Source organism: Comamonas halotolerans, assembly GCF_030162935.1.
Taxonomy (GTDB): Bacteria; Pseudomonadota; Gammaproteobacteria; order Burkholderiales; family Burkholderiaceae_C; genus Comamonas; species Comamonas halotolerans.
The window spans coordinates 39,420-62,397 of record NZ_JASAUZ010000007.1 but is presented as its reverse complement, the minus strand read 5'-3'; the positions used below and the strand labels follow the sequence as shown (position 1 = coordinate 62,397).

Below are 22,978 nucleotides of genomic sequence, written 5' to 3'. Positions count from 1 at the left end.
ATCTCAAGCCGTTTTAGCCCCGAGCCCTTCATCGCCAAGAGCTGGTAGCTCGTCAATTTAAAGAGAATTTCTCATGGAAACCATTCTGCAATCCGTTCCCGTCGGCCAAAAAGTCGGCATCGCCTTCTCTGGTGGTCTGGACACCTCCGCCGCCCTGCGCTGGATGAAGAACAAGGGTGCGCTGCCCTACGCTTACACCGCCAACCTGGGCCAACCCGACGAAGAAGATTACGATGCCATTCCCCGCAAGGCGATGGAATACGGCGCAGAAAAGGCACGTCTGATCGACTGCCGCCCCCAATTGGCCAACGAAGGCATTGCAGCCATCCAGGCAGGCGCTTTCCACATTTCCACCGGCGGCATCACCTACTTCAACACCACTCCTCTGGGCCGTGCTGTAACGGGCACCATGCTGGTGGCTGCGATGAAGGAAGACGACGTCAACATCTGGGGCGATGGTTCGACCTTCAAGGGCAACGACATCGAACGCTTCTACCGCTACGGTCTGCTGACCAACCCTGCGCTGAAGATCTACAAGCCCTGGCTGGACAACGCCTTCATCAACGAATTGGGCGGCCGCAAGGAAATGTCTGAATTCCTGATCAAGGAAGGTTTTGGCTACAAGATGTCTGTGGAAAAGGCCTACTCCACCGACTCAAACATGCTGGGCGCAACCCACGAAGCCAAGGACCTGGAAGAACTCAACAGCGGCATCCGCATCGTCAATCCCATCATGGGCGTGGCATTCTGGAAGCCTGAAGTGGAAGTCAAGGCCGAAGAAGTCTCTGTCACTTTCGACGAAGGTCGCCCCGTCGCTTTGAACGGCAAGGAGTTCACAGACCCCGTCGAACTGTTCCTGGAAGCCAACCGCATTGGTGGCCGCCATGGCCTGGGCATGAGCGACCAGATTGAGAACCGCATCATTGAAGCCAAGAGCCGCGGCATCTACGAGGCCCCCGGCATGGCTCTGCTGCACATCGCTTACGAGCGCCTGGTGACAGGCATCCACAATGAAGACACCATTGAGCAGTACCGCATCAACGGCCTGAAGCTCGGTCGCCTGCTGTACCAAGGTCGCTGGTTCGACCCCCAGGCCATCATGCTGCGCGAAGCTTCGCAGCGCTGGGTGGCACGCGCCATCACCGGCACAGTGACTTTGGAACTGCGTCGTGGCAATGACTACTCGCTGCTGAACACTGAATCGCCCAACCTGACTTACGCGCCTGAGCGTCTGTCCATGGAAAAAGTGGAAGATGCGCCTTTCAGCCCTACAGACCGTATTGGTCAGCTGACCATGCGTAACCTGGACTTGATTGACACACGTGACAAGCTGGCCGTGTACTCCAAGGCTGGTCTGCTAAGCGTAAGCAGCGCCAACGCGCTGCCTCAGCTGGGCAACAAGTAAAAGCGTACGGGATTCTGACCCCGCTTTGATCAACCGCTGGCAGCCCCAGCGGTTTTTTTATGCCTGACTCTACTTTTAGACACCTCTGTGACACGCCGCGATACCAAGGCAAGGCTTTGACCTACGGGTTTTCCTGAGCCATGCATAAAGACTGCACGTATCTATTGTTAGGAGTACGTATGTTTTCTCAGTCTTTGAAGCCATCCTGCGCGACTTTGGCCGCCGCATTCGCGATCGGCCTTTCCATATCCGGGGCTGCGCTGGCTCAAAACACCGATGCGGCTTCCGGCAATGCACCCGCTGCGCCTGCCGAAGCTCCCAAGCTACCACCGCCTAACCCTGACGCCGAAAAAGCACTTCACAAGCACTTTCAATCCTTGTTCTCGGCACTGGAAGGAAAAGCGGCCGTACCAGACGCCAAGAACTTTTCCGAGGATTTCAACAAACAAGTCAGTACAGACCAGATCAAGCAAGTGTTTGCTCAAGTGCACCAGACAATGGGCAAATGCCGTATCGCTGGCCAGCTTAAAGGCCCTGTGTCATTTGTAAGCAGCTACCTGCTGCAATGTGACAACGGTTTTGTGCCCATGGATATCTCAGTGGAAGAAACTGCACCTTACAAGGTGCAGAGCCTGCTTATTCGCCCTGGATACGCCAAACTGTAACTATCTAATTAATGCTGAGCCAACCGAAATTCTTCACCTGAAACTGCATTTGCATACATACAGGCAACAATATTGGTAAAAAAACTCAGCACTTCCTGCATCCAGCGCTCCTACAATGGGTTTACATCTTGGCACGCATCCTGCAGAGACCAAGGCGTTGATAACAACATTGAAGGAAGACTTGAATGACAAAGAAGTTTCTGAGTTTGGCTCTGTTGGCGGCTTGCGCAACTGCGTCACAGGCTGCTGACCTCAAGGTGGCCATTGACCCCACCTATGAACCCTTCACCTATAAAACGCCAGATGGCAAGCCCGCTGGTTTTGACGTAGACATTGCCAACGCCGTATGCGCTGAAATCAAGCGCAACTGCGTGTTCGTCGAGCAGGTCTGGGACAGCATGATTCCCGGCTTGCAAGCGCGCAAATATGATGTGATTGTCAGCTCACTGTCCATCACCGAAGAGCGCAAGCGCGTGATCGACTTCTCGGACCGTTACTACAAGACGCCCAGCGCCATCGTCGTGAAGAAGGGTACCGAATACACCGGCCCTGCATCGCTCAAAGGCAAGCGCATCGGCGTGCTCAAGGGCAGCACCCAAGAGAAGTGGGCTCTGGGAGAGCTCAAGCCCGCGGGTGTGAACGTAGTCCCATATGAAGCCCAGGATCAGGTGTATCTGGACATCAACGCTGGACGTCTGGACGGTACTGTGGCCGACAAGGTGGAAGTGCACGGTGGCTTCTTGCGCAAGCCGGAAGGCAAGGACTATGGCTATGTGGGCCACGACCAGTATGAAACCAAATACTACGGTGAAGGCATCGGTATTGGCATGCGCAAGAACCAAAAGGAATTGAAAGAGCAGATCAACGCTGCCATCAAAACGATTCGTAGCAATGGTACCTACAACACCATTGCCAAGAAGTACTTTGACTTCGATCCTTACGGCAACTAAGCACTAATATCGCCACTGCCCGCTGCCCGGTTTTCCCGGCAGCGGGCAGTCTTGTTTAGGAAAAGCGTCTGCGCGCATGAGCGATTACTACTTATCAATTTTGCAAGGGGCATTGCTGACAGTGGCAGTGTCCCTTGCATCTCTTTTGGTCTCCACGGTACTTGGCCTGCTGGGTGCCACAGCCAAGCTCTCAGGGAAAAAACCGCTGGTATGGATTTCGACGCTCTACACCACCGTGGTGCGCGGCATCCCTGAGCTGGTGCTGATGCTGCTGATTTTTTATGGCGCAGCCATTGGCATCAACAGCTTTTTTGAATCCATTGGCTCTGACTTTGTCCTGGACCTCAACCCCTTTGTCGCAGGCGTTGCCACCTTGGGTTTTATCTACGGCGCCTACATGACCGAGACTTTTCGGGGTGCCATCCTGTCCATCCCACGCGGACAGATGGAGGCGGCCTGGGCCTTTGGCATGGGCTCTACCCAGACTTTTCTGCGCATCACACTGCCACAGATGGTGCGCTATGCCTTGCCCGGCTTTACGAACAACTGGCTGGTGCTGATCAAAGCCACCGCTCTGGTCAGCCTCATCGGCCTGCACGACATGACCTATCTGGCCAAGCAAGCCAGCGCAGCCACACGTGAGCCTTTCATCTTTCTGCTGTTTGCAGCCGGCTTGTATCTGGTCTTCACCAGCATTTCGCTATGGGTGCTCAAGCGCCTGAATGCGCGCTATAGCCTGGGCACGGAAAAGGTGCAGTTATGAGCTGGGACATCATCTTCCAACCCGAGCATCTGGCCATGTATGGCAACGGCTTGCTCACCACGCTCTGGCTGCTGCTGTCCAGTCTGGCCATTGGCTGCGTCCTTGCGCTGCTGGGCGCCATTGCGCTGACCAGTGGCAATGTCCTGCTCGAAAAGCTGGTCGGTGCCTGCACCTACTTTGTCCGGGGCACACCGCTGCTGATTCAGGTCTACCTGATTTACTACGGTCTGGCGCAACTGGAGTGGATTCAGGCCCGCTGGGATGACGTCTGGCCCTGGACACATTTCAAAGAGCCGTTCTTTTGTGCCCTGCTGGCATTTGCGCTGAATACCGCAGGCTATACCGCAGAGATGCTGGCAGGGGCTATCCGCGAGACCAATCCTGGTGAGGTGGAAGCCGCGCGTGCCATGGGCATGAGCCGCTGGCAGATCATGCTGCGCATTGTGATGCCCAGTGCCTTGCGCCGCACCCTGCCGCCCTACTGCAACGAGGCCGTGATGATGCTGCACTCCACCAGTCTGGCCAGCGTGGTGCCCGCGCTGACCGATATCACCGCTGTAGCCAGCCGTATCTATTCAGACTATTACCTGCCGTTTGAGGCTTATCTGGCCGCTGCCGCCATCTATTTGTGCGTGACCTTTGCGCTGATTGGCTTTTTCCGCTTGCTGGAAAAACGCTTTCTGGCCTATCTGGCACCCCGTACGCACTAACCACGCACACGCATTGACGCATTGCATCCATGACATCCACAGCTTACAAACTTCAGGCCGAAGGTATTCACAAGAGCTACGGCAGCAACCATGTTCTCAAGGGCGTCACGCTCAATGCCAAGGCGGGCGACGTGATCAGCCTCATTGGCAGCTCCGGCTCCGGAAAATCCACCCTGCTGCGATGCATTAACCTGCTGGAAAAACCCCAGCAAGGGCGCATTGTGGTGGCAGGCGAAGCACTGGAACTGAAACTAGGCCGCAGCGGCGAGCTGGAAGCCGTCAACCCCAAGCAGCTGCAGCTCCTGCGCACCAAGCTCGCCATGGTGTTTCAGCATTTCAACCTGTGGGCACACAAAACCGTGCTGCAAAACATCATTGAAGCACCGGTTCACGTGCTGGGCATCCCCAAAGATGAAGCCGTTGAACGTGCCCGTAAATACTTGCACCTGGTTGGCCTTGAAAACCGTGAAGACACATGGCCCAACCACATGAGTGGCGGCCAACAGCAGCGTGTGGCGATTGCACGCGCTCTGGCGGTCGAACCTGAGGTCATGCTGTTTGACGAGCCCACCAGCGCACTGGACCCCGAGCTGGTTGGTGAAGTGCTTCGCGTGATGCAGGTGCTGGCGCAGGAAGGCCGCACCATGGTGGTCGTGACCCACGAAATCGGCTTTGCGCGCGAAGTTTCCAACCATGTCGTCTTCTTGCATCAGGGTTTGATCGAAGAGCAAGGCAATCCTCGCCAAGTTCTGGTTAACCCGCAAAGTGAACGCTTGGCCAAGTTCCTCTCAGGCAGCCTGAAATAAGGTTTTCTAGGGAATTCCTTGATGAAAAACAAGCCCTCGAGGAACTTTGAAGGCACGTAAGGCTCTATCCTTGGTGCACACCGTGTTTTGCACGTGTGTAAGCGACATCAAGAAGGGAGAGACAAATGTCCGAATTTCAACAACAGCCCTCGCGCACCATTACCATCGACCGCTTCACATTTGAGCCCAAAGCTCTGGCCGAAGCCGATGGTCGCTTTCAAGCCCACCTCACTGTGGACAGCGGTAACGGAACCGAACGCACTCAGCGTTTTTTCACTTTCACGCCACTGTTCCAATCTGCTGACCGTGCCATCGCTTATGCGGTACAACAAGCTAGTGAGTGGATGAAGCAAAAATCCCTGGCCTGATGACTTCAGGCATTTTCGGCAGCAGGTGTGGCTGCCATTCAACAATGAAAAGCGCTATGCATTGCACAGCGCTTTTTTATTGCCCGGGCCGAATCAGACAACCACAGGCTCCGGCTCCAGGCGAATGCCAAAACGCTCATAGACACTGGTCTGGATCGCTCCTGCCAATGTCATGACCTCTCCCCCCGTCACGCTGTCCCCGCCTGTGCCACAGTTGACCAAAACCAGCGCTTGCTTGTCGTAGACCCCGGCATTGCCCACTGTCTTGCCCTTCCAGCCGCAAGCATCAATCATCCAGCCCGCAGCCAGTTTGACCGACCCATCTGGCATGGGGTAGTGCACAATTTTGGGCTCACGCGCAATGATGTCTCGGCACTGGTCTTCAGTCACCGTCGGGTTCTTGAAGAAGCTCCCGGCATTGCCTACAACCGCAGGGTCTGGCAGTTTGGCCCGGCGAATAGCCACGACCCAATCAAAAATCTGCTTGGATGTGGGTTGCTCCACGCCTTCCTCGGCTTGCTTGCGCTGCAAATCCAGATAGTCCATCTCGGGCTTCCAGTGTTTGGACAAGGCAAAGCGTACTGTTGTGATGACTGCACGCCCTGCAAGCCCCATGCCCTGCGCCTTGGCAACTGGTGTGCCTTGCGGTGCAGCGGGTGCATGTTTGAATACCGAATCCCGATAGCCAAAGGCGCATTGAGCCGCATTCAAAGTGAATGCCTCACCGGTCACCAGATCTACCGCATCCAGCTCATGAAAACGATCTTGCAACTCCACACCGTAAGCACCGATGTTCTGTACCGGCGCAGCCCCCACAGTTCCGGGCACCAGCGCCAGATTCTCCAGACCTGGATAGCCATGCTCTACCGTCCAGGCCACCAGATCATGCCAACGAACACCGGCACCAGACTCAATGATCCAGTGGCTATCGGTCTCGGACACGACTGCAATGCCTGGAATTTCCATCTTCAGTACCACAGCGTCCACCACATCGCCCGTCAGGACAATATTGCTGCCTCCACCCAGGACAAACACTTTACGTCCCTGGTAATGCGGGCTGGCAGCAAACGCCTTCACATCGGCAGCACTGCGAATGCGCACCAGGGTGTCAGCGCTGGCAACAATGCCGAAGGTGTTGCAGTCCTGCAGGGGGGTATTTTTCTCGACTAACATCCCTGAGATTGTCGCACTGTGCTGTGGCCTGTGCCTATCAGGCTCACCAAGTGCCCTGCCCACCACCCTATTAAAGAAAGAAAAGCCATGCCATCTTTTGACACTGTGCTCGAAGCCGATTTCGTTGAGGTCAAGAACGCCGTTGAAAATACCGCCAAAGAAATTGGCACCCGCTTTGACTTCAAAGGCACCTCTGCGGGCATTGAACTCAAGGACAAGGAAATCACCTTGTACGGAGATGCCGATTTTCAATTGCAGCAAGTCGAAGATATCTTGCGCAACAAGTTGACCAAACGCAACGTAGACGTACGTTTCATGGACGTGCAAGCCAGCCAGAAGATGGGTGGCGACAAGGTCAAGCAAACCGTGAAGATCAAAAACGGCATCGAGTCCGATCTGGCCAAGAAGCTGCAAAAAATGATCAAAGACAGCAAGCTCAAGGTGCAAGCCGCCATTCAAGGTGACGCCGTGCGCATCACCGGCGCCAAGCGCGATGATTTGCAAGCAGCTATGGCGCTGATTCGCAAGGATCTGGCCGACCATCCGCTGTCTTTTAACAACTTCCGCGACTAAAGCGGCTTCGGTAGACTGTGGCACACCCACTGTCTACCGGAACACCATGTCTCACCCTGTACTGCGCATCGTGCTGGCGCTGCTTGCAAGCAGCGCACTGGCGAACACTACCAGCTACGCACAATCGGTTGCGATGACTGGCGTGATGGGCAGCAAAGCACTGCTGGTCATCAATGGAGGGGCGCCCAAGGCCCTCAGCGCCAATGAAAGCCACCAGGGTGTACGTGTCATCCAGGTTCAGGGAAACAGCGCCACCATTGAGTGGCAGGGCCAGCACCAGACTCTGCGCGTTGGCGGCTCTCCGGTCAGCGTTGGCCAGGGCCTGGGCGGCGGTCGCAAAGTGGTGCTCCGTGCAGACAGCCGGGGACACTTTCGCGAGTCCGGATATATCAACAACAAACCCATGGAATACATGGTGGACACCGGTGCCAGCATTATCGGTATCGGACTGACTGATGCGCAGCGCATGGGACTGGACTACGAAAAAGGCGCACGCGTGAACTTCCGCACAGCCAATGGCAACGCTTTAGGCTGGCATGTCAGACTGGACACTGTGCGTGTGGGCGATCTTACGGTTTATGGCGTAGATGCCATCGTCGGCCCGCAACCCATGCCCTATGTGCTGCTAGGCAACAGTTTTTTGTCCCAGGTACACATGACACGCCGCGGCAATGAGATGGTGCTGGAGATGCGTTAGACATACCATCCGCACTCTTGGTTGAGTTAGCGCTTTGTACTGTCGGCACTCACATATGGCGTACAGCTTTTGGCATGTGTGCACCCGAGGTGCCCACTATGTGCCATGTGTGGTCGATGACTGCTCCGCTTCAGTGCTGCGCTCCCCCATATAACGCGCTTTCTTGTGGGGCTTGAGTTTCTCCACATCCACCAGCACCAGACCATCAACACAGTGGGAAAAATCGGGGTCCACACCAAAATCCAGAAAACGCACCCCGCCTGGTTCAGCCACCTCGGCGTATTGCTTGTACAGCGTCGGCACCGCGGAGCCCATGTGAGCCAGCAGATGCTTGAGGCGCACAAAGTCTGCTGCGGCATCCTCACCCGAAAACTGCGCACGCAAGTCCCGTCCCTCTCCAGGCACATAAGGGCGTCGGGCATGTGCCAGGCAGGCTGCGCCAAAGTGGTTGCGATAATGGTAAATCAACAGGTCACGCGCTGCTGGCGGCATATCGCGACTGATGGAGACAGGGCCAAACAGGTAACGGCACTCGGGATTGCGGCGCATATATGCACCGATACCAAACCACAGATAGTCCAAAGACCTTTTGCCCCAATAACGTGGCTGCACAAACGAGCGGCCCAGTTCCAGCCCCTGCTGCAAAAATGGCTCCATACCGGGAGTGAACTCGAACAGGCTGTGCGTATACAGCCCTTGCACGCCCTGCTGCGCCAGCACCTTTGCCGTACGCGCCATGCGATAGGCACCGGCAATCTCCAGATCTTGGGGATCCCACAAGATCAGGTGGTCATAGTGCGCATCAAAGCGATCCAGATCACGCCGGGTGCCGCTGCCCTCGCCCACGGCACGGAACGACAGCTCCCGCAGCCGCCCTACCTCACGCAGGATGGGAGAGTCCAGCCCACCGCTGAAGCAATGGATGCGTTTGCCATCGGGCGTCTCTCCCAGCAACTCGCAAGCTGACACAGCCTGTGCCAACGCACTGCGATCCACCGGGTGAGCAATGGCCGTTTCAACGCGCAGCAAATTGGCTTTGTCCTGCGCCACGCGGTAGAGATGCTTGCGCAACATCTTGGCCACCGCGCCCAGCTCCAGAGGCAAGGCACCGTAACTGCTGTGTGGAATCGGATGACCAATGCGCAAGTCAATACTTTTCTGATGCTGCCCGAACATCTCCTTGACCAGCAACAGCGTTGCCAGCGGCTTGTAGAGCATGGACGCGCCGTAAAACAGCGCAGAATTTCGGCCATCAATATGGATGGGCACGATGGGTGACTGCGTCTGGCCTGCCAGCCGCAAGAAGCCCGTGTTCCAGCGCCCATCACGCACACCTTCGGGATGCAGACGCGAAACTTCGCCTGCCGGAAAGATGATCACCGCGCCTTCTCCTTGCAGGTGCTCCAAAATGGCTTTGAGTTGACGCGCTCCGCTGCGCCCACCCAGCACGGTCACCGGCAACAGCAAACGCTTGAGAGGCTCCAGTTCAGCCAGCAGTCCGTTAGCCACGATCTTGACATCACGCCGAATACCGCCCACCAGATTCAGCAGGGCCAGCCCATCCAGCGACCCGATAGGATGGTTGGCAATAATCACCACACGTCCCTGCGTAGGAATGCGCTCACGTTCGTTATCACGCACGGCATAGCTGAAGGCAAAGTGCTCCAGCACCTGCTCGATAAATTGAAAGCCTTCAAGGTGGGGGTACTGCTGCGCAAAATGACGAAAACTTTGCTCACGCAGCAAACGCCGCAGCACACCACGCACCCCCACACTCAGCCGGGGATGGCGCTGCAATTGCGGCAAATGCATGTCAACGATGTGATCGACTGAAATCATGGCGCTTGGTGCTAGAGCTAAACACCCTGCCATCGTCACGGTGCGATGTGACAGTCTTGGGTCATATCTATGACAAATTGGTGATGTGGCGCCCATGCACCAGCAGCTTGCAGTCCTACGCCTTTTCCTGACACCCATGGTGGCAACGCGTGTGTACCACCACGAGATTTGAGTGCATAGCAGCATCTGCACGAGAAATGGGTGCTGGCTTGCATGCCTTTCATGGCCTAAGACGCAGTCCAAGTCATTCCTTGCCTCCATGGCTATTGATGCTCGCGTCCATGGAACGCAGGCCAGTCACACATGCAAGGTATCGAGACCAGGTTTCCCGACCCATCCTTAATTACTGCAGCTTTAACAGTAGGAAATTAATCATCATCAATCAGCAAAAATTGGCATGACCATAGACTTTCACAATGCAAACACGGCCCTCCCTCTCCACCAAACTGCAGGCCTTGGGCATCATCTTCCTGCTGGTTGCCTTGGCGTCCATCGGTTTCACACTGTGGATCACCTGGCGACTGGAGGGTGGCGCTGCAGCCGTAAACGAGGCGGGTCGCCTGCGCATGAACATGATGCGCATGGTGCTGGCGCAGCAGCAGGAACCGGCTACCGAGTTGCAGGGGCGCATGCAACGCTTCAATGAATCGCTGGAGCTGCTACGTTCAGGTGATCCTTCCCGTCCGTTGTTTGTCCCTTGGAATGACGAGGCACGCTCGCAATATGCAGCCGTACAAGCCGCATGGACCACCCTGTCTCAGGGATGGCAGAAACAACCGCAACTCGATGCAGCACAATCATTGGCACATGCGGACGCCTTCGTGCATCTCGTCGATGAATTTGTGGAGACTATCGAGCACCAGATTGCACGGCTGACAGCAGCGCTGCATCTTTTCCAGCTCTTTATGGTGGCGCTGGCCATCGGCTCAGCGGTGGCTTTCATTGCGCTGAGCTACCTGCTAGTGCTCAACCCGGTCTCGCGCTTGCAGGCGGCGCTGACGCGCATGCGCCAGGGAGACCTGAGCACGCGTGTGGAAGTGGACCGCACCGATGAATTCGGCCAGCTCCACGCGGGCTTCAACCTCATGGCCCATGCGCTTCAGTCCTCGCATGAGGACCTTGAACAGAAGGTGCGCGAGAAGACTGCCAGCATAGAAATTCAGAATCAGCGCCTGGCTGCACTGTACGCAGTGAGTGCGCTGGCTGCCGAAGCATCGGATCTGCCAACGCTCACACGAGGTTTTATTGAGCAGATCAAGAACATCGCCCAATGCGATGCTGCAGTGGTGCGCTGGTCGGATGAAGGCAATAAGCGTTACGTGATGCTGGCCTCGGAAGGCATGCCCGATGCAGTGCGCGACGAGGAACAATGCCTGCTCGCCGGCGTATGTGAATGCGGCCAAACGCAAAACGATCCCACCATGCGGGTCATCAAGCTGGTGCCCAAGGCTGAGCTCGAGACAGAGCTCTCGCACTGCCTGCAGGCGGGATTCAGAACCGTAGTGAGCATTCCCGTGCAGCTTCAGCACCGCGTGCTGGGCGAGGTGGATCTTTTCTACCGCACGCAGGAGGAGCTCAGCCCAGGCATGCGCGATCTGCTCACCACGATGGCGCACCATTTGGCCAGTTCGATGGAGGGCATGCGTGCGACGGCGCTAGAAATGGAGTCTGCCGTGGCTCAGGAGCGCAGCTTCATCGCCCGCGAGCTGCATGACTCGATTGCACAATCGCTCGCCTTCCTCAAGATCCAGACACAGCTGCTGCGTGATGCTGCTGCCCGCAACGACAATGACGCACGCAATCGCACACTGGGTGAACTGGAAATCGGCGTCCAGGAATGCTATGACGACGTGCGCGAATTGCTGGTGCACTTTCGCACACGCACGCAGGATGAGGACATCGAGGATGCACTGCGTTCTACGCTTTCCAAATTCGAGCACCAGACGGGCATTGCGACCTCGTTGTCGATGTCCGGCCACGGCTATCCACTGGCTTCGGATGTGCAGATCCAGATACTCCACATCCTGCAGGAAGCACTCTCCAATGTGCGCAAGCACGCGGGTGCATCGAGCGTGGATGTGCTGGTACAACGGCATCCGTTCTGGCACTTTGAGGTGCTCGACGATGGCTGCGGCTTCAATGTCGAGGACGTTCCACCCGATTCGCTGCACGTGGGACTGGGAATCATGCATGAACGCGCACAGCGCATCGGTGCTACGCTTGAAGTTGGCCCGCGCAGTCAAGGTGTCGGCACGCGTGTGGCCGTCTACCTGCCTCCCACAGTAATACCATCACCTACGCTGCAGCCGGCCAAGGACCACGCCTCAGCAACATCGACAAGCTCCAGCACACCAACAACGCAGACGCCTGCCCTTCCTTCCTCATCTTCACTTTCTGCGCCATGAAATCCCCGGTTTCCGTTTTCCTCATTGATGACCACACCCTGCTGCGCAGGGGGCTGGTGGCGCTGCTTGCGCAGCAGCCAGAACTCAAGGTGGTGGGCGAAGCCGCCGATGCCAGCCAGGCTCTGCGCCAGGTGCCCGAACTGCAACCCGATGTGATCCTGCTGGACAACCATCTGCCTGGCGTCACCGGCATTGACGCAATTGCGGGGCTTCGTGAAGCATCACCGGACAGCCGCATTCTCATGCTCACTGTCAGTGAAGACGGCGAAGACCTGTCGGCTGCGTTGCGCCAGGGCGCGCAGGGGTATCTGCTCAAGACCATCGAAGGCCACATGCTGGCCGATGCCATCCACAGGGCCATGCGTGGTGAGTCTGTGGTCAGCCCTGAGATGATGGGCAAGCTTGTGGCTGCGCTGCGCTCACAGGAAGCCGCAGAGCCCGCACCTGATACGGATCTGTCGCATACCGAGACCACATCGCCACTGTCGCCACGCGAGGAAGAAGTGCTCAGGGAAATCGCTCGCGGGGCCAGCAACAAGGAGATCGCTCGCACGCTGGATATCGCGGAGACCACGGTCAAAATCCACGTTCAACACATCCTGCGCAAGCTTGGCCTGACATCACGCGTGCAGGCTGCGGTCTATGCATCCGACCGTCAGCGCCCCTCCGAACACCAGGCCTGACGCCGCTGTGCGTCTTTCCCTTCCTGCCACGTCTTATGCCCTCCTTTGTGATGAGGGACATAGTTCTTAGGGAGTAGTCCTCACCTCGGCACCATCGTTCTTCTGCAGTGCAGCAAACCTACTGCAGAAGGATATTCAGCGCGCGTCCATTTGCAGATCATGGGGTCACATTCGAGGAGAGGACTTCCCCATGGTCAAAGCTTCAATCCCTGCCACCTCCAGCGGCAATAACACCACGGTTGACGAACAACAACTCCACAGCCGTCGCGCGTGGTCCGTGCTCATCGCCAGCACTTTCGCATTCACCGTCTGTTTCATGGTCTGGATGATGTTCGGCGTCATCGGCATCCCGATCAAGAAGATGCTGAACCTGAACGCCACACAGTTCGGCCTACTCACTGCCATGCCCGTACTCACCGGCTCGCTGGTGCGCGTGCCACTCGGTATCTGGACCGACAAGTACGGAGGTCGCATTGTGATGACCGTACTCATGGCGGTCACTGTACCCGCCATATGGATGATGGGCTACGCCACCGAATACTGGCACTTCCTTGTGGCAGGCCTGTTCGTAGGTCTGGCAGGAGGTTCGTTCTCGGTAGGTACACCTTATGTAGCCCGCTGGTTTCCCAAGAGTCGCCAGGGCATGGCAATGGGTGTCTACGGTGCTGGCAACTCGGGCGCTGCGGTCAACAAATTCGTCGCGCCGGTGATCCTGGTTGCATTCGGCTGGGCTGCAGTGCCGCATGTGTATGCCGCCATCATGCTGGGCGCGGTCATCCTGTTCTGGTTTTTCAGCTATAGCGATCCCTCTCACCTTGTTCCCAGCAGCGTCACTTTTGGTGACCAGGTCAAGGCTCTCAAAGATCCCAAGGTGCTCAAGTACTGCCAGTACTACAGCATCGTGTTCGGCGGCTACGTCGCATTGTCTCTGTGGATGGTGCAGTACTACGTGGGTGAGTATGGCCTGGACATCCGTGTGGCCGCGCTTCTTGCCGCCTGCTTCTCGCTGCCCGGTGGCGTGCTGCGCGCCATCGGAGGTGTGCTCAGCGACAAATACGGCGCACATACCGTCACCTGGTGGGTGATGTGGGTGAGCTGGATCTGCCTGTTCCTGCTGTCATACCCACAGACCGATTTCACCGTGATGACCGTGGATGGCCCCAGCACCTTCCACATTGGTCTGAACGTATATGTGTTCACCGCACTGATGTTCATCCTGGGCATTGCCTGGGCCTTCGGCAAGGCCAGCGTCTTCAAGTACATCAGCGACGACTACGCCGGAAACATCGGCGCCATCAGCGGCATCGTGGGCCTGGCCGGCGGTATGGGCGGCTTCATTCTGCCGATTCTTTTCGGCATGCTCATGGACTGGACCGGCATTCGCTCCAGCGCCTTCATGCTCATGTATGGCGTGGTCTGGGTATCGCTGATCTGGATGTATTTCACCGAAGTGCGCCGCACCGATGTTGTCGGCGGCAAGCACCCCACGGATGCCGTGGCGACATCTCGCTAACCCAAGCAACGGAGCGTTATCCATGTCCAACTCATCAACCCACATGGCAGCGAACCGCAAGGGCCGCCTGCTGACCCTCTGGACCCCGGAGGACAAGGCCTTCTGGGAACGCGAAGGCGAGGCCATCGCCAAGCGCAATCTCTGGATCTCGGTGCCTGCGCTATTTTTGGCATTCTGCATCTGGCAGGTCTGGAGTGTGGTGGCGGTCAATCTGCCATCCATGGGCTTCAAGTATTCAACCAACCAGCTTTTCTGGCTGGCTGCGGCGCCCGCGCTATCTGGCGCCACGCTGCGCATTTTTTACTCCTTCATGGTCCCCGTGTTCGGTGGACGTCGCTGGACGGCAATCTCCACCGCATCACTGCTGATCCCGGCCATCGGCATCGGCTATGCAGTGCAGGACAACACCACCAGCTACCCCACAATGCTGATCCTGGCGTTGCTGTGCGGACTGGGCGGCGGCAACTTCAGCTCCAGCATGTCCAACATCAGTTTCTTTTTCCCCAAGGAGCGCAAGGGATCGGCGCTGGGCGTGAATGCAGGCCTTGGCAATCTGGGCGTCTCGGCGGTGCAGTTCCTGAGCCCGCTGGTAATCACTGCAGGCATCTTCGGCATCTTCGGCGGTGAACCGCAGACCATCGTGAAAGCTGGTGAAACGCAGACCCTGTGGGCACAAAACGCGGCCTTCATCTGGGTGCCATGGATTGCACTGGTGTCAGTGTTTGCCTGGTTCGGCATGAATGATCTGGCCGACGCCAAAGCCAGCTTTGCCGATCAGGCCACCATTTTCAAGAACAAGCACAACTGGATCATGTGCGTGTTGTACCTGGGCACATTCGGCTCGTTCATTGGCTTCGCTGCAGGCTTTCCGCTGCTTATCAAAGCGCTGTTCCCCGCAGTCAATCCACTGGCGTATGCCTGGCTTGGCCCATTGGTAGGAGCTGCTGTGCGGCCCTTCGGTGGCTGGCTTTCCGACAAGATCGGAGGCGGCGTGGTCACCTTCTGGAACTTCATCGTCATGACCTTGGCTGTAATGGGCGTGCTGTTCTTCCTGCCCAAAGGCACGGGCGGGTTCGCCTTCCCATTCGGTCCTGCCGAAGGCAGCTTCACAGGCTTCTTTCTGATGTTCCTGGTGCTGTTCTTCACCACCGGCATCGGCAACGGCTCGACCTTTCGGATGATCCCGGTGATCTTTCTCATACAGAAGATGCGTGGCGTGCGGGCGGGCGACAAGACCGCCGAGGCCCACGCCATCAAGGAAGGCAACACCGAAGGAGCGGCTGCTGTGGGCTTTGCCGGTGCGCTGGGCGCCTATGGCGGCTTCTTCATTCCCAAAAGCTATGGCAGCTCGATTGCCGCTACCGGCGGGCCAGAGCTGGCGCTGTGGTGCTTTGCCGTCTTCTACGCAATCTGCGTGGTGATCACCTGGTGGTACTACTCGCGAAAGGACGCCGAAATGCCGTGCTGACCGGTTTGATTGCTTCTCCTTGGAGCAAGGAGAAGGACGGAGCGAGAAGGCCCAAGCACCTTCTTGCCCCAGCTTTCTTCACCAAGCTCGGTGAAGAAAACAAGAAACAGAAGATTGATTGAAAAAGAGTTAGGAGTTCCACGATGAGCCATTTCCTCGACCGACTCACGTATTTCTCACAGCCCACCGAGAGTTTCTCCGGCGGTCACGGCCAGACCAATGGCGAGGACCGAACCTGGGAAGATGCCTACCGTGATCGTTGGGCACACGACAAGATCGTTCGCTCCACGCACGGTGTGAACTGCACGGGCTCGTGCTCGTGGAAGATTTATGTCAAGGGTGGCATTGTTACCTGGGAAACCCAGCAGACCGATTACCCCCGCACCCGTCCCGACCTGCCCAACCATGAGCCGCGTGGCTGCGCGCGCGGAGCCAGCTACAGCTGGTATCTGTACAGTGCCAACCGCGTGAAGTACCCGATGGTTCGTGCGCGCCTGCTCAAGCATTGGCGCGCTGCGCTGGCCGTGGCCAACAGCCCGGTGGACGCCTGGGCCAACATTGTCGAGAACCAGAGCGCACGCACCGAGTGGCAAAAACAACGGGGCCTGGGCGGTTTTGTGCGCAGCACCTGGGACGAGGTCAACCAGATCATTGCTGCGGCCAACATCTACACCATCAAGAAGCACGGCCCGGATCGCGTCATTGGTTTTTCCCCAATTCCTGCCATGTCGATGATCTCGTATGCCGCAGGCAGCCGCTATCTCAGCCTGATCGGCGGCGTGTGCATGAGCTTTTACGACTGGTACTGCGACTTGCCTCCCGCCAGCCCCCAGACCTGGGGCGAGCAGACCGATGTGCCCGAAAGCGCCGACTGGTACAACTCCAATTACATCATCGCCTGGGGCTCCAATGTGCCGCAGACGCGCACGCCCGATGCCCACTTCTTCACCGAAGTGCGCTACAAGGGCGCAAAGGTTGTGGCAGTCACACCCGATTACTCCGAAGTTGCCAAGCTGGCAGACCTGTGGATGCACCCTCAGCAGGGCACGGACGCCGCAGTCGCAATGGCCATGGGGCACGTGATCCTCAAGGAGTTCTACTTCGATAAAAAGAGCGCTTACTTCGACGAGTACGCACGCCGGTATACCGACCTGCCGCTGCTGGTTGCACTCAAGGAGCAAAAGCTTTCCGACGGTCGCACGGCACTGGTGCCCGATCGCTACGTGCGCGCCAGTGACTTTGCGGCCAGTCTCGGCCAGGAAAACCATCCGGACTGGAAGACCGTGGCCTTCGAGGAAGATGGCCGCGTTGTGGTACCCAACGGCTCCATCGGATTTCGCTGGGGCACAGATGGCCGCACCGATCAAGGTCTGTGGAACCTGGAAGCCAAGGAAGCAGGCGAAGGCAAGGACGTGCGCCTGAAGCTCTCGGTGATGGAAGACGGTGCACAGCCCGCTGCTGTGGCCGATGTGGCGTTCCCCTATTTCGGCGGTGTGGAGTCACCCAACTTCAAGGCCAACGATCAGAACAGCGACGTGCTGGTGCGCCGTGTCCCCATCTCGCACATGCAACTTTCGGGCGACGGTCTTGAAGGCACCGTGGCGGTGGCCACCGTGTTCGATCTGCTGGCCGCCAACTACGGCATCCATCGCGGGCTCGAAGGAGAAGGTGCCGCCATCGGCTATGACGACAACGTGCCATATACACCAGCCTGGCAAGAGCAGATCACTGGTGTGCCACGCGACCAGGTCATTCGCACCGCACGCGAGTTCGCCGACAACGCGGACAAGACGCAGGGCAAATCCATGGTCATCATCGGCGCGGCAATGAACCACTGGTACCACTGCGATATGAACTATCGCGGCATCATCAACATGTTGATGCTGTGTGGCTGCATCGGCCAAAGCGGCGGTGGCTGGGCCCACTACGTGGGCCAGGAAAAACTGCGCCCGCAAACCGGCTGGACAGCGCTGGCCTTTGCCCTGGACTGGATGCGCCCTCCGCGCCAGCAGAACTCCACCAGCTTCTTTTACGCGCACACTGACCAGTGGCGTTATGAAAAACTGGGTGTGGAGGAAGTGCTATCGCCGCTGGCCGATCAAAGCAACTACAGCGGCTCGATGATCGACTACAACGTGCGTGCCGAGCGCATGGGGTGGCTGCCAAGCGCCCCTCAGCTCAAAACCAACCCGCTGCAGGTCGTGCGCGATGCGCAGTCCGCCAATATCGACCCCAAAGCCTATGTCGTCGAGGGACTGACATCCGGCTCGCTGGAGATGAGCTGCGAAGACCCCGACCACCCAGCCAACTGGCCGCGCAACATGTTTGTGTGGCGTTCCAACATCCTTGGCTCATCGGGCAAGGGGCATGAGTACTTTCTCAAGCACCTGCTGGGCACCACCCACGGCGTTCAAGGCAGGGATCTGGGACCGCAGGAAGCCAAACCCGAAGAGGTGCAATGGCATGCGAATGCACCCGAGGGCAAGCTGGACCTGCTGGTCACGCTTGACTTCCGCATGAGCACCACCTGTCTGTACTCCGACATCGTGCTGCCCACGGCCACCTGGTACGAGAAGAACGATCTCAACACCAGCGACATGCACCCATTCATCCACCCACTGTCTGCAGCGGTGGATCCGGCATGGCAGGCACGCAGTGACTGGGAGATCTACAAGGGCTTCGCCAAAGCCTTCAGCGAACTGTGCGTAGGCCACCTTGGCGTAGAAAAGGAGGTAGTGCTCACCCCCATCATGCACGACACCGCTGCCGAGCTGGCTCAGCCCTACGGCGTCAAAGACTGGAAGCGCGGCGAATGCGCACTCATTCCTGGCAAAACTGCGCCACAAATTGCCGTGGTCGAGCGTGACTACCCGAACGTGTACAAACGCTTCACGGCGCTTGGCCCACTGATGGAGAAGGTGGGCAACGGCGGCAAGGGCATTGCATGGAATACCGAGACCGAAGTGGGTCAGCTTGGTGACCTCAATGGCCGCGTCCGCGAAGAAGGCGTCACCAAGGGCATGCCCCGCATTGTTAGCGATATCGATGCCACCGAAGTGGTGATGATGCTTGCGCCCGAAACCAACGGCCACGTGGCCTGCAAGGCGTGGGATGCGCTGTCCAGACAGACCGGCCGCGACCATGTGCATCTGGCACTGCATCGCGAGGACGAGAAGATTCGCTTCCGTGACATCCAGGCGCAACCGCGCAAGATCATCAGCTCGCCCACATGGTCCGGGCTGGAGAGCGAGAAGGTCAGCTACAACGCAGGCTACACCAATGTGCACGAGCTGATCCCATGGCGCACGCTCACCGGTCGCCAGCAGTTCTATCAGGACCACCCGTGGATGCGTGACTTCGGCGAGGGCTTTGTCAGCTACCGCCCACCAGTGCACCTGAAAACGCTGCACGAAGTCGAAGGCAGGAAGCCCAACGGTAACCCCGAGATTGCGCTGAACTTCATCACGCCGCACCAGAAATGGGGCATCCACAGCACGTACAGCGACAACCTGCACATGCTCACGCTCAACCGTGGTGGTCCAGTCGTATGGCTCAGCGAGGATGACGCCAAGCGGGCAGGTATTGAGGACAACGACTGGGTCGAGCTCTTCAACACCAACGGTGCGATTGCGGCACGTGCGGTGGTGAGCCAGCGCGTGAACCAGGGCATGGTGATGATGTACCACGCACAGGAAAAGATCATCAACACGCCCGGCTCCGAGATCACGGGCACGCGCGGCGGCATCCACAACTCGGTTACACGCATCGTGCTCAAGCCCACGCACATGATCGGCGGCTACGCGCAGTACAGCTACGGTTTCAACTACTACGGAACCATCGGCACCAACCGCGACGAGTTCGTGCTGGTGCGCAAGATGCGCCGCGTCGACTGGCTCGACGAAGAACAGCGCAACCACACAACCCACGCCTGAGCGACAGCACAAGGAGAAATACGATGAAAGTACGCGCGCAAATCGGCATGGTGCTCAATCTCGACAAATGCATCGGTTGCCATACTTGCTCGGTCACCTGCAAGAACGTTTGGACCAGCCGCCCTGGCATGGAATACGCATGGTTCAACAACGTCGAGACCAAGCCAGGCATCGGCTATCCCAAGGAGTGGGAGAACCAGGCGAAGTGGAATGGTGGCTGGACGCGCCATGCCGACGGCTCCATCACACCCAGACAGGGTGGCAAGTGGAAGCTGCTGATGCGCATCTTCGCCAACCCCAACCTGCCACAGATTGACGACTACTACGAGCCCTTCACCTACGACTACGATCACCTGCAATCTGCCAAGGAAAGCAAGGCGGCTCCCACGGCACGCCCGCGCAGCCTGATCACCGGGCAGCGCATGCAGAAAATCGAATGGGGTCCGAACTGGGAGGAAATTCTCGGCGGCGAGTTCTCCAAGCGCAGTGCCGATGTGAATTTCGAAGATGTGCAAAAGGACATCTACGGCCAGTTTGAGAACACCTTCATGATGTACCTGCCGCGCTTGTGCGAGCACTGTCTGAATCCGGCATGCGTGGCATCGTGCCCTTCCGGCTCGATCTACAAGCGCGAGGAAGACGGCATTGTGCTGATTGACCAGGACAAGTGCCGCGGCTGGCGCATGTGCATCTCGGGCTGCCCCTACAAGAAAATTTACTACAACTGGCAAAGCGGCAAGGCCGAGAAGTGCATCTTCTGCTATCCCCGCATCGAGGCAGGCCAGCCGACCGTGTGCTCGGAAACCTGTGTGGGCCGCATCCGCTATCTGGGCGTGATGCTCTATGACGCCGACCGTATTGCGGAGGCGGCAAGTGTCGAGAAGGATCGCGATCTGTACGAAGCGCAGATGAGCATCTTCCTTGACCCCAACGACCCGGAAGTCATCAAGCAAGCACGCATTGACGGCATTCCCGACGACTGGATGGAAGCCGCACGCAAAAGCCCGGTCTACCAAATGGCCGTGGACTGGAAGGTGGCACTGCCGCTGCACCCCGAGTACCGTACGCTGCCCATGGTCTGGTATGTGCCACCGCTCTCGCCCATCACCTCGGCGGCCAACGCGGGTCACATCAGCACCAATGGCGAGATTCCCGACGTCTCGCAACTGCGCATTCCTGTGCAGTACCTCGCCAATCTGCTGACGGCAGGCGACCGCAAGCCGGTCGTGCGGGCCCTGGAGCGCATGTTGGCAATGCGCACGTATCAGCGCAGCAAGCACGTCGACCAGATCGAAAACATCAATGTGCTCAAGCAGGTGGGCCTCACTGCAGACGAAGTGCAGGACATGTACCACGTGATGGCAATCGCCAACTACGAAGACCGTTTCGTGATTCCTTCAGCGCACCGCGAGTATGCGGAAAACGCCTTCGATCTGCGTGGTGGCTGCGGATTCTCGTTCGGTAACGGCTGCTCGGACGGAACGTCTGAAGTCAGCATGTTCGGAGGCAAGAAGCAGCGCACCATTCCCATCAGGGCCAATGTCTGAAGCGACAGCATCACAACGAAAAGGAAGTAAAGAACATGTTCCAGACAACACCTCAGACCATGCGCTATACGCTGCGGGTGCTCTCGCGACTGCTGGGCTACCCTGATGCGCTGATGCTGGCCGACCTGCCCGCAATGGTTGACGCACTGCGCATGGAGCAGGCATTGCCCCGTGAGCGCATCGATGAAATAGCGCAACTGAGCGCACACTTGACAACGCTTGGCGAATGGGAGGCACAGGCGCGTTTCGTGGATCTTTTCGATCGCGGACACAAGACCTCGCTGCACCTGTTCGAACATATCCACGGTGATTCCCGCGAACGTGGTCCCGCGCTTGTCGATCTGCAGCAAACCTATGAGAAAGCAGGCCTACAGTTCAACGCCGGCGAACTACCCGATCACCTGCCGGTGGTGCTCGAATTTGCATCCACGCAACCACCAGAGATTGCACGGGAATTTCTCGGCGAGATGGTCCAGATCCTCAACGCCATCTTTTCCGCACTGGTGCAGCGCGAAAGCCCGTACGCCAGCGTCATCGCGGCCGTACTGGAGCTTGCGGGCACCAAGGCGCACGCCGTCGCCATCGATCCTGAGCCCGACCTGGACGATACCTGGAGCGAACCCGAAGCCTTTATTGGCTGCAGCTCGCACGGCCAGTCCAAGCCGGGAACACCGCAGCCTGTGCACTTCGTACGCAAGACCGATCTTTCGAAACAAACCTCAGGAGAAGCAGCATGACCGACTGGCTCAACACTCTTGTGTTCGGCATCTACCCCTATGTGTGTCTGGCCGTTTTTTTCATCGGCAGCTGGATGCGCTTTGACCGTGACCAGTACACCTGGAAGACCGATTCATCCCAGCTTCTGCGCAAGGGCAGCCTGCGCTGGGGCAGCAATCTGTTCCATATCGGCGTGCTGTTCCTTTTCTTCGGCCACTCGGTCGGCATGCTCACGCCACACTTCATGTATGAGGGTTTCATCAGCGCAGGCCAGAAGCAGATGATGGCGATGGTGACGGGCGGCATCGCCGGTGTGCTGGCATTCATCGGAGTGACGCTGCTGCTGGTGCGCCGCCTGGGCGATACGCGTATCCGGGTCACGTCCAAGACCAGCGACATCATGCTGCTGTGGCTGCTGTGGATTCAACTAGTGCTTGGTCTGGCGACCATTCCGCTTTCAGCGCAGCATCTGGACGGCGGCATGATGATGAATCTGGCTGAATGGGCGCAGCGCCTGATCACCTTCCGTTCTGGTGGCGTGGCGTTGCTGGCCGATGCCAGCTGGGTGTTCAAGGCGCATATGTTCCTGGGCATGAGCCTGTTCCTGATCTTCCCGTTCACCCGCCTGGTGCACGTGTGGAGCGGGTTCGCCACGCTGGCTTATCTGCGCCGCCCCTATCAGGTAGTGCGCGCGCGCCGCATGAACGTGCCAGCCGATCACAACACTCCGCCACGCCACAACAATGCGGCTTGAGCAGATGGAG

20 protein-coding genes are annotated in these 22,978 nt (G+C 58.0%); 18 read left to right on the top strand and 2 right to left on the bottom strand.

Annotated features, from left to right (window positions below; genetic code table 11):
- The first annotated feature begins 73 nt into the window (after positions 1-73).
- From argG to QEP11_RS06150, 7 genes are all read left to right on the top strand, one after another.
- The gene (argG, locus tag QEP11_RS06180) at positions 74-1,405 is read left to right on the top strand and encodes an argininosuccinate synthase (RefSeq protein WP_284335772.1); all 1,332 of its coding nucleotides are present in this window, start codon (positions 74-76) and stop codon (positions 1,403-1,405) included.
- Positions 1,406-1,584: 179 nt separating this feature from the next.
- Positions 1,585-2,070, top strand: a complete 486-nt coding sequence (locus QEP11_RS06175; protein WP_284335771.1) for a hypothetical protein — start codon at positions 1,585-1,587, stop codon at positions 2,068-2,070.
- Between the two features lie 185 nt (positions 2,071-2,255).
- A complete protein-coding gene (locus tag QEP11_RS06170) occupies positions 2,256-3,020 on the top strand; it encodes a transporter substrate-binding domain-containing protein (protein WP_284335770.1) in 765 nt (254 codons plus the stop codon).
- Positions 3,021-3,096: 76 nt separating this feature from the next.
- Positions 3,097-3,783 (top strand): ABC transporter permease, encoded by a 687-nt coding sequence (locus QEP11_RS06165; protein WP_284335769.1) that lies wholly within the window; start codon positions 3,097-3,099, stop codon positions 3,781-3,783.
- The gene (locus tag QEP11_RS06160) at positions 3,780-4,493 is read left to right on the top strand and encodes an ABC transporter permease (protein ID WP_284335768.1); all 714 of its coding nucleotides are present in this window, start codon (positions 3,780-3,782) and stop codon (positions 4,491-4,493) included. Before QEP11_RS06165 ends, QEP11_RS06160 begins: the two co-directional genes overlap by 4 nt.
- A gap of 29 nt (positions 4,494-4,522) precedes the next feature.
- Entirely contained in the window at positions 4,523-5,299 is a 777-nt protein-coding gene (locus QEP11_RS06155) for an ABC transporter ATP-binding protein (protein ID WP_284335767.1), read from the top strand.
- Between the two features lie 125 nt (positions 5,300-5,424).
- The gene (locus tag QEP11_RS06150) at positions 5,425-5,667 is read left to right on the top strand and encodes a hypothetical protein (RefSeq protein ID WP_284335766.1); all 243 of its coding nucleotides are present in this window, start codon (positions 5,425-5,427) and stop codon (positions 5,665-5,667) included.
- Between the two features lie 93 nt (positions 5,668-5,760).
- Here QEP11_RS06150 and murB read toward each other — a convergent pair whose 3' ends face one another.
- A complete protein-coding gene (gene murB, locus QEP11_RS06145) occupies positions 5,761-6,840 on the bottom strand; it encodes a UDP-N-acetylmuramate dehydrogenase (protein WP_284335765.1) in 1,080 nt (359 codons plus the stop codon).
- An 87-nt stretch (positions 6,841-6,927) separates the two neighbouring features.
- On the opposite strand from murB, the gene QEP11_RS06140 reads away from it, so the two are divergent.
- Positions 6,928-7,413, top strand: a complete 486-nt coding sequence (locus QEP11_RS06140; RefSeq protein ID WP_284335764.1) for a YajQ family cyclic di-GMP-binding protein — start codon at positions 6,928-6,930, stop codon at positions 7,411-7,413.
- A 46-nt stretch (positions 7,414-7,459) separates the two neighbouring features.
- Positions 7,460-8,110 carry a retropepsin-like aspartic protease family protein gene (locus QEP11_RS06135; RefSeq protein ID WP_284335763.1) on the top strand — a complete coding sequence of 217 codons (651 nt, stop codon included), beginning with the start codon at positions 7,460-7,462 and terminating at the stop codon, positions 8,108-8,110.
- Positions 8,111-8,206: 96 nt separating this feature from the next.
- Here QEP11_RS06135 and olsF read toward each other — a convergent pair whose 3' ends face one another.
- On the bottom strand, positions 8,207-9,949 hold the full coding sequence (gene olsF, locus QEP11_RS06130; protein WP_284335762.1) for a bifunctional ornithine lipid synthase OlsF: 1,743 nt from the start codon (positions 9,947-9,949) through the stop codon (positions 8,207-8,209).
- Between the two features lie 416 nt (positions 9,950-10,365).
- Here olsF and QEP11_RS06125 point away from each other — a divergent pair, with 416 nt between their 5' ends.
- The 9 genes from QEP11_RS06125 (at position 10,366) to narI (ending at position 22,968) form a co-directional block, all read left to right on the top strand.
- Positions 10,366-12,354 (top strand): type IV pili methyl-accepting chemotaxis transducer N-terminal domain-containing protein, encoded by a 1,989-nt coding sequence (locus QEP11_RS06125; protein ID WP_284335761.1) that lies wholly within the window; start codon positions 10,366-10,368, stop codon positions 12,352-12,354.
- A complete protein-coding gene (locus QEP11_RS06120) occupies positions 12,351-13,037 on the top strand; it encodes a response regulator (RefSeq protein ID WP_284335760.1) in 687 nt (228 codons plus the stop codon). Before QEP11_RS06125 ends, QEP11_RS06120 begins: the two co-directional genes overlap by 4 nt.
- Before the next feature lie 190 nt (positions 13,038-13,227).
- Complete coding sequence (locus QEP11_RS06115) at positions 13,228-14,550, top strand: MFS transporter (RefSeq protein ID WP_284335759.1); 1,323 nt, start codon at positions 13,228-13,230, stop codon at positions 14,548-14,550.
- A gap of 22 nt (positions 14,551-14,572) precedes the next feature.
- On the top strand, positions 14,573-16,018 hold the full coding sequence (locus tag QEP11_RS06110; protein WP_284335758.1) for an MFS transporter: 1,446 nt from the start codon (positions 14,573-14,575) through the stop codon (positions 16,016-16,018).
- Positions 16,012-16,140, top strand: coding sequence for a hypothetical protein (locus QEP11_RS06105; protein WP_284335757.1), 129 nt, complete (start codon positions 16,012-16,014; stop codon positions 16,138-16,140). Before QEP11_RS06110 ends, QEP11_RS06105 begins: the two co-directional genes overlap by 7 nt.
- A 21-nt stretch (positions 16,141-16,161) precedes the next feature.
- On the top strand, positions 16,162-19,950 hold the full coding sequence (locus QEP11_RS06100; RefSeq protein ID WP_284335756.1) for a nitrate reductase subunit alpha: 3,789 nt from the start codon (positions 16,162-16,164) through the stop codon (positions 19,948-19,950).
- 23 nt (positions 19,951-19,973) lie between these two features.
- Positions 19,974-21,497: a nitrate reductase subunit beta gene (gene narH / locus QEP11_RS06095; RefSeq protein ID WP_284335755.1), complete on the top strand. Its 1,524-nt coding sequence runs from the start codon at positions 19,974-19,976 to the stop codon at positions 21,495-21,497.
- 35 nt (positions 21,498-21,532) lie between these two features.
- On the top strand, positions 21,533-22,234 hold the full coding sequence (gene narJ, locus QEP11_RS06090) for a nitrate reductase molybdenum cofactor assembly chaperone (RefSeq protein WP_284335754.1): 702 nt from the start codon (positions 21,533-21,535) through the stop codon (positions 22,232-22,234).
- Positions 22,231-22,968: a respiratory nitrate reductase subunit gamma gene (narI, locus tag QEP11_RS06085; protein WP_284335753.1), complete on the top strand. Its 738-nt coding sequence runs from the start codon at positions 22,231-22,233 to the stop codon at positions 22,966-22,968. The genes narJ and narI overlap by 4 nt, the downstream gene beginning before the upstream one ends.
- Positions 22,969-22,978: the final 10 nt, after the last annotated feature.